Below are 13,468 nucleotides of genomic sequence, written 5' to 3'. Positions count from 1 at the left end.
GTCGACAATGTGCAGATGAGCGACATCGAGATGCACGACGACCGCGACGCCGGTCTGCTGATCGCCCGCACCGGTGGTGACATCGCCGGCTACATCCAGTACTTCGTCCTTGAGGAGCCGCAGCGCGCCCTCGTGCCGGTGCACACCATCGTGGAGCCCGCGCAGGAGGGGAAGGGCATCGGAGGCTCCCTCGCCCGCGAGCTGTACGCGATCGCCGCACGGGAGGCGATCGTGGTGGCGCCGCTGTGTCCGTTCGTCGTCGAGTGGGCGGCCCGGCACCCCGGCGAGGCCCCGGCGGTCCCGGACACGCTCGTCGAGGCCGCGAAGGCAGCCGTCGCGGACCACCCGGAACTGTACTGACCTGCGCGGACAGGGGAAGACCTCGGCGGCACCGCTGCGTAGGGTGCCTCGCATGAAGCTGGCGCTCCTGCACACCTCGCCCGTCCACGTCCCCGTCTTCGACGCCCTGCGCGACGCTGGCCACCCCGGCCTCGCGCTGCGCCACGTCGTGCGCGAAGACCTCCTGGAGCGGGCCCGCGCCGAGGGCCCCCGGGCCGTCACCGACGACATCCGTACGCTCCTGGAGGCGGCGGCCGCCGACGGGGCCGACGCCGTCCTGTGCACCTGCTCCAGCATCGGAGCCGTCGCCCAGGAGCAGGCCGCGGCCGCCGGAGTGCCCGTGCTGCGGGTCGACCGGCCGATGGCCGCGCGGGCCGTCGCCGAGGGCCCCCGCGTCGTCGTGGTCGCCACCACCCACAGCACCCTGGGCCCGACCGCCGCCCTCGTCGAGGAGGAGGCCGACCGCGCCGGGCGCACCGTCGACCTGCGCACGGTGCTGGTCGACGGCGCCTGGGAGCTGTTCCTCGCCGGTGAGCGCGAGGCCTACCTCGACCGGGTCGCCGCCGCGCTGGACGCCGTCACCGGGAGGGACGCCGACGTGATCGTCCTCGCCCAGGCGTCCCTGGCCGACGCCGCCGGGCGCACCCGCACCGCCGTCCCCGTCCTGTCCAGTCCGCGCCTCGGACTCGCCGCCGCGGCGGAGGAATGCGCACGGGTCAAAAGCGCTTAGGTTGAGGGAAGTTGTCCGCACCGCACCGCACCGCATCGCAGCCGAGGGACGAGGAACCGCCATGACCGACGTCGTCATCAGCCCGACCGGATGGGTCGCCGACCAGGCCCGTGTCTACGAGGAGTCCGGCGGCACCAAGGGCACCACCATCCAGGGCACCCCCTGCCTGCTCCTCGACTACCAGGGCCGCAAGTCCGGGCAGTGGCGCCGCACCGTCCTCATCTACGGCCGCGACGGCGACGACCTGCTGATCGTCGCCTCGTACGGCGGCTCGGACCAGCACCCCCTGTGGTACCTGAACCTGCTGGCCAACCCGGACGTCCGGCTGCGCGTCGGCACCGAGCGGTTCGCGGCGCGCGCCGAAACCCTCCCGCCCGAGGACAAGGCCCGCGTCTGGGACTCCCTCGTCGAGCTGTTCCCGAACTACGCCCAGTACCAGAAGAAGACCAGCCGCGACATCCCGGTGGTGCGGCTCGTTCGTACGGACGGCTGACACCACGCGTGGACTCGGCGGGCGTGGGCACGCGCCCCGGGAGACAGTGGAAGTCCACCGCGGCCCGCGGCACTCCCGCGGGCGGGCCGGTGGACCACGCCCCGCCGAAACGCTGGAGGCACCGCCATGACCCAACCGTTCCCCGACCCCGTCCCGCCGGGTCCCGTGCCGGGCCCGGGGCCGAGTCCGGGCCCGGGACCGGACCGGCCGGATCCGGGACCGCTGCCGGACCCGATGCCGACCCCCATGCCCCGGCCCGTGCCGCAGCCGCCGCCGTCGCCGGTCCCGCCGGGCCCGACCCCGGACCCCGACCCGACACCGCCGGAGCCCGAGCCCTCACCCGTGTGAGGCAGCGCGTGCGGCTCAGGCCTCCACCTCGGAGCGGTCACCGCCCCAGAGCGTGTGGAACGAGCCCTCGCGGTCGGTGCGCCGGTAGGTGTGCGCGCCGAAGAAGTCCCGCTGTCCCTGGGTGAGCGCGGCCGGCAGCCGCTCGGCGCGCAGCGCGTCGTAGTACGCGAGCGCCGCCGCGAAGCCCGGTGTCGGGACACCCTGGATGGTCGCGGCGACCAGGACGGCACGCCAGTCGTCCTGCGCCGCCGCGATCTCGTCGGCGAACTCCTTGTCGGAGAGCAGGCTCACCAGGCCGGGCTCGGCCTCGTACGCGGCCGTGATCCGGTCGAGGAAGGCCGCCCGGATGATGCAGCCGCCGCGCCAGATACGGGCCACCGCGCCCGAGTCGATGTCCCAGTCGTACGTCTCGCTGCCCGCGGCGATCTCGTGGAACCCCTGCGTGTACGACACGATCTTCGACGCGTACAGCGCCTGCTCGACCCGGTCGGCGAACGCGGCGGCCTCCGACTCCGGCAGCGCCAGCGCCGCGGGACCCGCCAGGTGCTTCGACGCCGCGCGCAGGTCGGCGTGCCCGGACAGCGAGCGGGCGAACACCGCCTCCGCGATGCCGGACACCGGCACGCCCAGGTCGAGGGCGATCTGCACGGTCCAGCGGCCGGTCCCCTTCTGCTCGGCCTGATCCTGGACGATGTCGACGAACGGCTCGCCCGTCGCCTCGTCGACGTGGCCCAGCACCTCCGCCGTGATCTCGATCAGGTACGAGTCGAGCCGGCCCTCGTTCCAGGAACGGAAGGTCTCGGCGATCCGCGCGGGGGAGTACCCGGCGACATCGCGCAGCAACTGGTACGCCTCGCCGATGAGTTGCATGTCCGCGTACTCGATGCCGTTGTGCACCATCTTCACGAAGTGCCCGGCGCCGTCCGGACCGACGTGCGTGACGCACGGGGCGCCGTCCTTCGCCTTCGCGGAGATCTTCTCCAGCATCGGACCGAGGGAGGCGTACGACTCGACGCTGCCGCCGGGCATGATGCTCGGCCCGTGCAGCGCGCCCTCCTCGCCGCCGGAGATACCGGTGCCGACGAAGTGGATGCCCTGCTCCCGCAGTTCCTTCTCGCGGCGCCGGGTGTCCGCGAAGTGCGCGTTGCCGCCGTCGATGATCATGTCCCCGGATTCGAGGAGCGGGGCGAACTCCTGGATCACCGCGTCCGTCGCCTCGCCCGCCTTCACCATGATCACCAGGCGGCGGGGCCGCTCCAGCGCCGCCACGAACTCCTCGGCGGTCTCGGCCGGGACGAAGATGCCCTCCTCGCCGAACTCCTCGACCAGCTTGTGCGTACGGGACGCGGTGCGGTTGTGGAGGGCGACCGTGTATCCGTTCCGGGCGAAGTTCCGGGCGAGGTTGCGGCCCATCACCGCGAGACCCGTGACACCGATCTGCGCTGTAGTGCTCATGCCTGTCGCTCCTGGATTGGGAAAATGAAAGATCTTGTTCAGTTATGGCGTCGTGAGGCGTAGCGTGGCTGACCGTCCCCCCACGAGAAGTCCCTTCGTAGTGCCCGTCTGCACTCTTTACGATCCTGGAGCCGTGCGTGCCTCATTTCGATCTGTCGCTCGACGAACTGCGGGCCTACGAGCCCGCCTTGACGGCCCCCGACGACTTCGACGCCTTCTGGGAGAAGACGCTGGCCGAGGCCGGGGAGCACGCGCTCGACGCGCGGTTCGAGCCCGTCGACGTGCCGTACGCGGCGGTCGACGTATTCGACGTTACGTTCGCGGGCTTCGGCGGGCACCCCGTGAAGGGCTGGCTGGTCCTTCCCGCGGGCACCCGGGAGCCGATTCCGGCCGTCGTGCAGTACATCGGCTACAACGGCGGGCGCGGCCTCCCGCACACCCACCTGCAGTGGGCCGCCGCCGGATTCGCGCACTTCGTGATGGACACCCGCGGCCAGGGCAGCGGCGGCTCGGTCGGGGACACCCCGGACCCGGTCGGCAGCGCCCCGTCGGTCTCGGGGTTCATGACCCAGGGCATCCAGGACCCGCACGACTACTACTACCGCCGGGTCTACACGGACGCCGTGCGCGCCGTGGAGGCCGCCCGCTCGCACCCGCTGGTCGACGCCTCCCGGGTCGCCGTGGTCGGCGGCAGCCAGGGCGGCGGCATCTCCATCGCCGTCGCGGGCCTCGTCCCCGACCTGCGGGCGGTCGCGCCCGACGTGCCGTTCCTGTGCCACTTCGGCCGCGCGGCCACGCTCACCGAGCGTCACCCGTACCGCGAGATCGCCCTCTACCTCAAGACGCACATCGGTGAGGACGAGCGTGTCTTCCGTACGCTCTCGTACTTCGACGGCATGAACTTCGCCGCCCGCGCCACGGCGCCCGGTCTGTTCTCGGTCGCTCTGGAGGATCTGACCTGCCCGCCGTCGACCGTCTTCGCGGCGTACAACCACTGGGCTGGGGCGGAGCGCTCGATGGAGGTGTACACCTTCAACGACCACGAGGGCGGCGGTGCCTTCCAGCAGGGGGTCCAACTCCGCTGGGTTCCGGGGTACTTGAGGGACTGATTACAGCCACGGTGGCCGACGGCACCCTTGTCAGGCATGCGTGGGAGCGGATAATTTGCCGCTCCTACGTGTGCCTGTGGGATTCAGGGCAGCCAAGGGGGCGTTCATGGCATTACGCGGCCGGCACCGCCGGTATCAGCCGAGCCGGGTCAACCGGGCCTCGCTCACCGTGACCGTGGGCGGCGCGGGCATGGCGATCCCGCTGATCGGCGCGGGCGGCGCACAGGCCGCGGACGCCGGGACCTGGAACAAGGTCGCCGCCTGCGAGTCCAGCAACAACTGGAGCATCAACACGGGCAACGGCTTCTACGGAGGCCTGCAGTTCACCGCCTCCACCTGGTCCGCGTACGGCGGCGGGGCCTACGCCCAGCGCGCCGACCTCGCCACCAAGGACCAGCAGATCGCCGTCGCCGAGAAGGTCCTGGCGAGCCAGGGACCCGGCGCCTGGCCGGTGTGCTCGCAGCGGGCCGGCCTGGCCCGCGGCGCGGCCACCCCGGTGCACACCGTCGAGAAGACCAAGACCGTCAGGGACACGAAGGTCGTCAAGGACGTCAAGGACGTCAAACCCGAGGTCACCCCGCAGTCGACGGCGAGCAAGGGCCGTCCGGAGATGTACACCGTCGTCCACGGCGACACCCTCTCCGGCATCGCGGAGTCACGGAAGGTGAGCGGCGGCTGGACCCGCCTGTACGCGGCCAACCGCACGGTCGTCGGCGGCGACCCGGACCTGATCGTCCCGGGCCAGCGGCTCACGGTGCCCGGACACGGCAAGAGCGTGCCGAAGCAGACCGACACGCACCGGGCCGCCCCGAAGAAATCGGAAGCGGAGAAGGCCGAGTCCAAGAAGGCCGAACCGAAGAAGGCCGACGCCAAGAAGCAGGACGTCAAGAAGCAGGACGTCAAGAAGGCCGAGACGAAGAAGGCCGGCACCGGGCAGAAGGCGGCGGGCGGCGTCGTCGCCCCGGTCTCCGCGTCCATCGGCACCCCGTACCACGCGACCGGTTCCTCCTGGTCGAAGGGCTACCACACGGGCGTCGACTTCGAGGTGGCCACCGGCACGTCGGTGAAGGCCATCGAGGCGGGCACGGTCGTCTCGGCCGGCTGGGGCGGCAGCTACGGCTACGAAGTGGTGATCCGGCACGCCGACGGCAAGTACAGCCAGTACGGGCACCTGTCGGCCCTCTCGGTGAAGAGCGGGCAGCGCGTGGTGACCGGGCAGCGCATCGCCCGCTCCGGGTCCACGGGCAACAGCACGGGCCCGCATCTGCACTTCGAGGTGCGGACCGGGCCCGGCTTCGGCAGCGACGTGGACCCGCTCGCCTATCTGCGGGCCCACGGCGTCAGGATCTGAGGAACCTGTCCCCGCACGGGCTGCCCAGCCCGTCGCGCCGGTCCTCGGACTGGCGCGGCAGGCTGTGCAGCGCCGCGGGACTGTCCGGGACCTCCGGGCTGTCCCGGGCCGCGGGGCCGCCCGGAGCCGCCAGATTCTCGGGGAGCGTCAGATCCTCGGGGAGCGCCAGCTCGTCCGCGACGGCCGTGTCCGCCCTGTCCGCCGGATCGCCCCGGCCGTCACCTTCCGAAGTCTCCGGTGACCCCTGAGCGACGACCTGCCCGGTGTGCTGCCCCCGCCCGATGCGCTCGGTCGTCAGCAGTATCAGGCCGCCCGCTGCGACGACACCGCAGCCCAGCGCGAGGACCGTACCGATCGTGCCGTGCCGGAACGTCTCGCCGAACAGGGTGAGGCCGACGGCCGCCGCGACCACCGGGTTCACGACCGTGGCGGTGGCCAGCGGAACGGCGAGGCCCGCGCCCCGGTAGGAGGCCTGCGACACGAGCATGCCGGTGACGGCGAGGCCCGCTATCGCCAGGAGGGTCGTGAGCTGCTCCAGCGGCTCGCCCGACCAGTCCACGGCCACGGACTTCGTGAACACCGACGCCATGCCGAACGCCCCGCCGGCCGCGACGGCCAGCAGCACCGAGCGCACCACCGGGTGCCGGTGCACGGCCCGCGCCGACGTGGTCAGCACCAGCACGCCACCGGCCGTGATCAGCCCGACGAGCAGCCGCTCCGTGCCGCCCAGGGACTGCTCGGAGGCGCTGCCGGTGAGTGCCAGCAGGCCCGCGAGACCGGCCGTCGCCATGATCGCCCCGCGCCACGCGGTGGCCCCTGCCCGGCGCCCCACGAGCAGGGCCGCCATCGGCAGCGCCAGGACGATCGTCAGCGCGCCCAGCGGCTGCACGAGGCTCAGCGGGCCGTAGGCGAGCGCGACGACGTGCAGCAGGGCGCCCAGGCCGTTCAGACACCCCGCGCCCCACCACGCGGGCCTGCGCAGCGGAGCGTAGGCCGTCCCCGGAGAGGTCTCCGCCACCCGCTCCTGCACGATCGCCCCGCCCGCGTACGCCACCGCGGAGACGAGGGACAGCAGCACGGACAGCGCCAGGGCGCTCATGAGGCGCTCCTGGGGGAGTGGTGCGGCCAGCGATCGGTTGTCATACCTCTACGATCTCTCGTCCGGGCCGTCCGCGTCGTCCGACCTGAGCAGTCATTGGGTCCTACTGCCGATGGAGTACGCCGCACACCGAGTCATCCCCAGGGCGGGTGTCCAGGGGACTACCGAACGTGTCGGCACTCTTCCGCGAGGACCGTTCATGGGTGACCATGAGACGCGCCCCGCAAACGAGCGGTACGGAAACGGTTGTGCGAGGGCGGCTACGACCAGCGGATTTGCCCGACCGATGACGGGGGTCGCGCGTGCGAGTGGGACTGCTCAGCCGGGAATATCCGCCGGATGTCTACGGCGGCGCGGGGGTCCATGTCGAGTTCCTGGCGCGCGAGCTCAGACCGCTCGTCGACCTGGAGGTCCACACCTGGGGCGAGGGCGCGGGCGACGGGGTGCGCAGGCACCGCGCCTGGCCGGCCCTGGACGGGGCGAACGACGCGCTGCGCACGCTCTCCGTGGACCTGTCCATGGCCGCCGCGCTCGAAGGCCGGGACCTCGTCCACTCCCACACCTGGTACACGAACCTCGCCGGGCATCTCGCCGCGCTCCACCTCGGCATCCCGCACGTGCTGACCGCTCACTCCCTCGAACCGCTGCGCCCCTGGAAGGCCGAGCAGCTCGGCGGGGGCTACGCGCTGTCGGCCTGGGCGGAGCGCACGGCGATCGAGGCCGCGGACGGGGTCATCGCGGTGTCCCGGGCGATGCGCGACGACATCCTCGCCTGCTACCCGACACTGGAGCCGAAGCGGGTCCGCGTCGTGCACAACGGCATCGACGTCTCGCTCTACCAGGCCGAGCCCGGCATCGACGTGCTGCGCCGCTTCGGCGTCGACCCGGCCCGCCCGTACGTACTGTTCGTCGGCCGCATCACCCGGCAGAAGGGCGTACCCCATCTGCTGCGCGCGGCGAAGGAGTTGACCAAGGGCGTGCAGCTGGTGCTGTGCGCGGGGGCGCCGGACACCCCGGAGCTCGGGCGCGAGTTCCGGGAGCTGGTGGAGGAGCTGAAGCGGACACGGGACGGGGTGCACTGGATCCCGTCGATGCTGCCCCGCTCCGAGGTCGTCCAACTCCTCGGCCACGCCACGGCGTTCGTCTGCCCGTCGGTCTACGAACCGCTCGGCATCGTCAACCTGGAGGCGATGGCCTGCGGCACCGCGGTGGTCGCCTCCGCGGTCGGCGGCATCCCCGAGGTGGTGGCCCACGGCGAGACCGGTCTGCTCGTCCCGTACGCGGAGCAGGACCCGGAGGGCTTCGAGAGGGGCCTGGCCGAGGCGCTGAACACGGTGGTCGCCGACCCCGGCGCGGCGGACCGCCTGGGCGCGGCCGGACGCGAGCGGGCGGCCGCGGAATTCGGCTGGGACGCGATAGCCCGGCGCACGGTCGGGGTATACGAGGAGATCCTGAACGGCGCTTGATACATGGGGGGTTGATGGCCATGCGCGGTGGGCCTTCGGTACTCGGGATCGTTCTGGCGGGAGGAGAGGGTAAGCGGCTGATGCCGCTCACCGCGGACCGGGCGAAGCCGGCGGTGACCTTCGGCGGCATGTACCGCCTCGTCGACTTCGTGCTCTCCAATCTCGTCAACGCAGACATCCTGCGCATCTGCGTCCTGACGCAGTACAAGTCGCACTCGCTGGACCGGCACGTGTCGACGACCTGGCGGATGTCGAGCCTGCTGGGCAACTACGTCACGCCGGTCCCCGCCCAGCAGCGGCTCGGCCCGCGCTGGTTCTCGGGCAGCGCCGACGCGATCCTCCAGTCCCTGAACCTGGTCCACGACGAACAGCCCGATTTCATAGCGGTGTTCGGCGCCGACCACGTGTACCGGATGGACCCGCGTCAGATGCTCACCCAGCACATCGAGTCCGGAGCGGGCGTCACCGTCGCCGGGATCCGGGTGCCGCGCGCGGAGGCGTCCGCGTTCGGCGTCATCACGCCCGCCCGGGACAGCACGCGCGTCGAGGCGTTCCTGGAGAAGCCCGCCGACCCGCCGCCGCTGCCCGGCTCCCCGAACCAGGTCTTCGCCTCCATGGGCAACTACCTCTTCACCACCAAGACCCTCGTCGACGCGCTCAGGGAGGACGCCGAGGACGACAACTCCGCGCACGACATGGGCGGTTCGATCCTGCCGCTGCTCACCGAGCGCGGTGTCGCGCAGGTCTACGACTTCGACGGCAACCACGTCCCCGGCGAGACCGAACGCGACCACGCCTACTGGCGCGACGTCGGCACACTCGACACGTACTACGACGCCCACATGGACCTGATCTCCGACCGGCCCGCGTTCAACCTGGACAACCGGCACTGGCCGATCTACACCCACGCCGGGCAGCTGCCGCCCGCGAAGTTCTGCGCGGCCGGCATCGCGAGCGAGTCGATCGTCAGCCCCGGCTGCGTCATCCGCGGCCAGGTCACCCGCTCCGTCCTGTCGCCCGGGGTGAGCGTCGAGGACGGCGCGGTCGTCCAGGGCTCGGTGCTGCACGACAACGTCCGCATAGGGCGCGGGGCCGTGGTGCGCGGCGCGGTCCTCGACAAGAACGTGGAGGTCCCCGCGGGCGCCACCATCGGCGTCAATCCGGGCCGCGACGCCGAGCTGTACACCGTCTCCAAGGGCGGTGTGATCGCGCTGGGCAAGGGGCAGTCCGTGCACTGACGGGGGCCACGGCCGCGCTCATCACCCGCCCACGGCCCGCACGTCGATCGGCACCGCGCCCGTGCGGTAGCCGTGCTCGTCCAGCAGGTTCCCGTTCAGCTTCATCGGCCACAGGGCGACCGCCCGGTCGACGACGGTCAGGGCGGGCACCCGCTGGGCGAGCCGGACCTCGAAGCGCTGGGCGTCGTCGAGCGAGCGGACCCAGGCGACCAGCTTGAGGTTGTGCCGGCCGATCACCCCCGCGCACAGGCGCACCTCGCGCGCGCCCGTGACCTGCTCGGCCACCGTCCGCAGTTCGGCGGGGGCGGCCCGGCCCCACAGGATCAGCGAGACCGGCCACTCCGACAGGGGCCTGGCCACCTCGCAGCGGAACTGCGCCATACCCGAGGAGAGCAGGCGGTTCACCCGGCGGCGGACCGTGTCGGGGCTCGTCCCGCATCGCTCGGCCAGCACCTTGTGGCTCGCCCTGCCGTCCACGGACAGCTCGCCGAACAGCGCGTGGTCGAGGTCGGTGAGCTCGAAGACGGAGGCGTCGCCCCGGGGCGCCGCGTCGTCGGCGAGCCGGGCGATCTGCTCGCTGCTCAGGGCGCGCAGCCGCCACCGGCTGCCCTCCGTGTACACCGTGCTCGCCAGATGGGTGCGGGTGCTCACGATGCCCTCCAGCGCGCCCAGCCGGTGCGTCACCCAGCGGGTGAGCGCCGACAGCCGGGGCGCGAGCACCGTCAGCAGCAGATCGCGCCCGCCGCTGACGTGCTCCACCGTGATCACGTGCGCCTCCGCCACGAGCGCGCGGGCCACCTCGGTCAGCCGCCCGTTCGCGCAGTCGACCTCGACGAACGCCAGGCACCCCTGTCCGGACTCGGCGGCGGCAGGACCCGGATGGCAGCCGATCCAGGCGGACCCGCTCCGGGCCAGCCGGCTCCAGCGGCGGGCCACCGTCACCGGATCCGCCCCGACCGCCGCGCCGATCCGGGCCCAGCCGGCCCGCGGCGCGATCTGCAGCGCGTGTACGAGGGCCTGGTCCAGGTCGTCCAGTGCGGTCCTGCCGAATTCCTGCGTCACCGCTCCATCCTTGCGTTTTCCCTGCGGTTCGTCACCCGCTCCCGCGGCAGAGCAGCACCCTGACGCCATTCCCTCACGCTCTCCCGTGGCCAGCCGGACCGTACCAGGAGGTTCACCCCCGCATGACGCTCACCGAACGTGCCCAGGAACTCCAGCCCGAACTCGTCCGGCTGCGCCGCGCCCTGCACCAGGAACCCGAACTCGGCTTCGACCTGCCCCGCACCCAGGAGAAGGTCCTCGCCGCGCTGGACGGCCTGCCCCTGGAGATCACCCTCGGCAAAGGGCTCAGCTCCGTCACCGCGGTACTGCGCGGCGCGAAGCCCGGCGGCGCCGTCCTGCTGCGCGGCGACATGGACGCCCTGCCCGTCACCGAGCGCAGCGGCGTCGCGTACGCCTCCCGGGTCCCCGGCGCCATGCACGCCTGTGGCCACGACCTGCACACCGCGGGCCTCGTCGGCGCGGCGACGCTGCTCGCCGAGCGACGCGAGCAGCTCCAGGGCGACGTGGTGTTCATGTTCCAGCCGGGGGAGGAGGGCCACAACGGCGCGAGCCTGATGATCGAGGAGGGCGTGCTCGACGCGGCGGGCAGGCCCCTCGACGCCGCCTACGCGCTGCACGTCGCCGCGAACACCCTGCCCGGCGGCTGGATCGCCACCCGCCCCGGCACCGTCACCTCCGCCTCCGACATCCTGACCGTGACCGTACGCGGCAAGGGCGGCCACGGCTCGACCCCGTACAGCGCCAAGGACCCGATCCCGGTCGCCTGCGAGATCGTCACCGCGATCCAGACCTGGGTGACCCGCCGCTTCGACCTGTTCGACCCGGCCGTCGTCACCGTCGGCACCTTCCACGCCGGCACCCAGCAGAACGTCATCCCGGACACCGCCACCTTCAAGGCGACGGTGCGCAGCTACTCCGAGATCGCGCACGAACGCCTCATCGAGGGGCTGCCGCGCCTGGTACGCGGCATCGCCGAGGCGCACGGCGTCGAGGCCGACGTGGAGTACGAGGTGAGCTACCCGGTCACCGTCAACGCCCCCGACGAGACGGCCTTCGCGCTCGACACCGCCCGCGACCTGTTCCCCGAGCACGAGGTGTGGCAGGCGCCCAACCCGTCCAACGGCTCCGAGGACTTCGCGTTCGTCCTCCAGCGCGTCCCCGGCGCGATGCTCATGGTCGGCGCCGCCCCCGAGGGCACCGACGTCGCGAACGCCCCCATGAACCACTCCCCGCTGGCCGTCTTCGACGACGCGGTCCTCGCCCGCCAGGCCGCCCTGCTCGCCGCCCTCGCCGAGCGGCGCCTCGCCCGGGGAACAGCCGCGTGAGCGCGGACCCCGGTACGCCGAAGGTCCGCGCCGTCGTCGGGCTGCTCGTCGCCTTCGAGCTGGTCAGCGGGTTCCTCCAGGGCGCGGCCGTGCCGCTGGTCCCCGAGATCCAGGACTGGCAGGGCATCAGCACCGGGCAGGCCCAGTGGTTCACCTCGGTCCAGTACCTCGCCGCCGCGATCAGCGTCCCGGCCTTCGGCCGCCTCGGCGACCTCCACGGACACCGGCGGATGCTCCGGGTCTCCCTGGGGATCGTCGCGGCGGGCACGGTGCTCGTCGCCTGCGCGCCGAACCTCGGTGTCCTGCTGCTGGGCCGCGCGCTCATGGGCCCCCTCGCCGCGCTGCTGCCGCTGGAGATCGGTCTCGTACGGGACCGGCTCAGCGTCGACGGCGGCCGCCGGGCCGTCGGCATGCTGGTCGGCGCCCTCACCCTCGGCACCGTCCTCGGCCACGGGCTCGTCGGACCGCTGCTCACCCTGCTCGGCGGCGATCTGCGTCCGACCCTGATCGTGCTGGCCGTGTCCGCCGTCGGCTGCCTCGTCCTGTCCTTCACCGCGATCCCCGAGTCCCGCACCCGGGGACGCGGCCGCATGGACTGGTCCGGCGCCGCCCTGCTCGCGCTCGCCCTGGTCGCCCTGCTCGGCACCGTGTCGCGCGGCGCCGCCTGGGGCTGGGCCTCGGCGCCCACGCTCGGCGGACTGCTGCTCTCCGCCGTGCTGTTCACCGCCTGGACCAAGGTCCAACTCGTGCGCCCGCACGCCCTGGTGGACGTCCGCGCCGTGGCCCGCCGGGACAGCGCCCCCTACTACACGTCCGGGTTCGTGCTCGGCGCCGTGATGCTCGGCGGGCAGTCCGTCGCCGTCAGCTTCATGGCCGCCTCCCCGGCCGAGACGGGGTACGGGTTCGACCTCGCGGCCTGGCAGATCAGCCTGTACGGCGTCATCCCGAACATCATGGCGTTCGCAGGCTCCGCCCTGTGCGCGAGGCTCGCCACCCGGATCGGCTACCGCAAACTGCTGCTGATCGCCTTCGGCCTGCTCACCGTCGGCTACGTCAGCCTGCTCGGCGTGCACTCCGGGCTCGCCCCGTTCGCCGTGGCCAACGCGCTCGTCGGCGTCGGCTGCGGGCTCGCGCTCGGCGGGCTGCCCACGGTGATCGTGGAGGGCAGCGCCGCCGACCGCACCGCCAGCGCCACCGCCGTCTACAACAACCTCAAGACGCTCGGCGGCAGCGTCGGCGGCGCCGTCTTCGCCGTCGCCCTCGGCTCCCTCGTCATCGGCGCCACGGACACCCCGTCACTCACCGCCTACCTGACGATCTGGACCGGCGGGGGAGCGGCCTGCGCGCTCGCCATCCTGGCCCAACTCGGCCTGAGCGGGAGGAAGTCCGGCACGCGGGCACCCGCCGTTCCCGCCCCGGCGGGGTCGGTGTCCGAAGGCCCTGGCTAATCTGC

12 protein-coding genes are annotated in these 13,468 nt (G+C 72.5%); 9 read left to right on the top strand and 3 right to left on the bottom strand.

Annotated features, from left to right (window positions below):
- Positions 1-15: 15 nt before the first annotated feature.
- The 3 genes from ACFVDP_RS04735 to ACFVDP_RS04725 all read left to right on the top strand — a co-directional run bounded on the left by ACFVDP_RS04735 (position 16) and on the right by ACFVDP_RS04725 (position 1,562).
- Positions 16-360: a GNAT family N-acetyltransferase gene (locus ACFVDP_RS04735; RefSeq protein ID WP_383483179.1), complete on the top strand. Its 345-nt coding sequence runs from the start codon at positions 16-18 to the stop codon at positions 358-360.
- A gap of 52 nt (positions 361-412) precedes the next feature.
- Positions 413-1,069, top strand: coding sequence for an aspartate/glutamate racemase family protein (locus ACFVDP_RS04730; RefSeq protein WP_383483177.1), 657 nt, complete (start codon positions 413-415; stop codon positions 1,067-1,069).
- A gap of 61 nt (positions 1,070-1,130) precedes the next feature.
- Complete coding sequence (locus ACFVDP_RS04725) at positions 1,131-1,562, top strand: nitroreductase family deazaflavin-dependent oxidoreductase (protein ID WP_383483174.1); 432 nt, start codon at positions 1,131-1,133, stop codon at positions 1,560-1,562.
- Positions 1,563-1,925: 363 nt separating this feature from the next.
- Here ACFVDP_RS04725 and gndA read toward each other — a convergent pair whose 3' ends face one another.
- Complete coding sequence (gndA, locus tag ACFVDP_RS04720) at positions 1,926-3,365, bottom strand: NADP-dependent phosphogluconate dehydrogenase (protein WP_383483171.1); 1,440 nt, start codon at positions 3,363-3,365, stop codon at positions 1,926-1,928.
- A gap of 137 nt (positions 3,366-3,502) precedes the next feature.
- Here gndA and ACFVDP_RS04715 point away from each other — a divergent pair, with 137 nt between their 5' ends.
- Both ACFVDP_RS04715 and ACFVDP_RS04710 read left to right on the top strand, forming a co-directional pair.
- The gene (locus ACFVDP_RS04715) at positions 3,503-4,474 is read left to right on the top strand and encodes an acetylxylan esterase (RefSeq protein ID WP_383483168.1); all 972 of its coding nucleotides are present in this window, start codon (positions 3,503-3,505) and stop codon (positions 4,472-4,474) included.
- A gap of 106 nt (positions 4,475-4,580) precedes the next feature.
- The gene (locus ACFVDP_RS04710) at positions 4,581-5,825 is read left to right on the top strand and encodes a transglycosylase family protein (protein ID WP_383483165.1); all 1,245 of its coding nucleotides are present in this window, start codon (positions 4,581-4,583) and stop codon (positions 5,823-5,825) included.
- On the opposite strand, the gene ACFVDP_RS04705 is transcribed toward ACFVDP_RS04710, so the two are convergent.
- Positions 5,815-6,924: a DMT family transporter gene (locus ACFVDP_RS04705; RefSeq protein WP_383483162.1), complete on the bottom strand. Its 1,110-nt coding sequence runs from the start codon at positions 6,922-6,924 to the stop codon at positions 5,815-5,817. The genes ACFVDP_RS04710 and ACFVDP_RS04705 overlap by 11 nt on opposite strands.
- Positions 6,925-7,232: 308 nt before the next feature.
- On the opposite strand from ACFVDP_RS04705, the gene glgA reads away from it, so the two are divergent.
- Positions 7,233-8,390, top strand: a complete 1,158-nt coding sequence (gene glgA, locus ACFVDP_RS04700) for a glycogen synthase (RefSeq protein ID WP_383484338.1) — start codon at positions 7,233-7,235, stop codon at positions 8,388-8,390.
- A gap of 20 nt (positions 8,391-8,410) precedes the next feature.
- Positions 8,411-9,628: a glucose-1-phosphate adenylyltransferase gene (glgC, locus tag ACFVDP_RS04695; protein WP_383483159.1), complete on the top strand. Its 1,218-nt coding sequence runs from the start codon at positions 8,411-8,413 to the stop codon at positions 9,626-9,628.
- A gap of 21 nt (positions 9,629-9,649) precedes the next feature.
- On the opposite strand, the gene ACFVDP_RS04690 is transcribed toward glgC, so the two are convergent.
- The gene (locus ACFVDP_RS04690) at positions 9,650-10,690 is read right to left on the bottom strand and encodes an Lrp/AsnC family transcriptional regulator (RefSeq protein ID WP_383483156.1); all 1,041 of its coding nucleotides are present in this window, start codon (positions 10,688-10,690) and stop codon (positions 9,650-9,652) included.
- A gap of 122 nt (positions 10,691-10,812) precedes the next feature.
- Here ACFVDP_RS04690 and ACFVDP_RS04685 point away from each other — a divergent pair, with 122 nt between their 5' ends.
- A complete protein-coding gene (locus ACFVDP_RS04685) occupies positions 10,813-12,015 on the top strand; it encodes a M20 family metallopeptidase (RefSeq protein WP_383483154.1) in 1,203 nt (400 codons plus the stop codon).
- On the top strand, positions 12,012-13,463 hold the full coding sequence (locus tag ACFVDP_RS04680; RefSeq protein ID WP_383483151.1) for an MFS transporter: 1,452 nt from the start codon (positions 12,012-12,014) through the stop codon (positions 13,461-13,463). The genes ACFVDP_RS04685 and ACFVDP_RS04680 overlap by 4 nt, the downstream gene beginning before the upstream one ends.
- The last annotated feature ends 5 nt before the right edge of the window (positions 13,464-13,468 follow it).

Source organism: Streptomyces sp. NPDC057694 (assembly GCF_042799415.1).
Classification (GTDB): domain Bacteria; phylum Actinomycetota; class Actinomycetes; order Streptomycetales; family Streptomycetaceae; genus Streptomyces.
The sequence above is the reverse complement of the archived record's forward strand: the minus strand, read 5'-3'. Positions and strand labels throughout refer to the sequence as shown.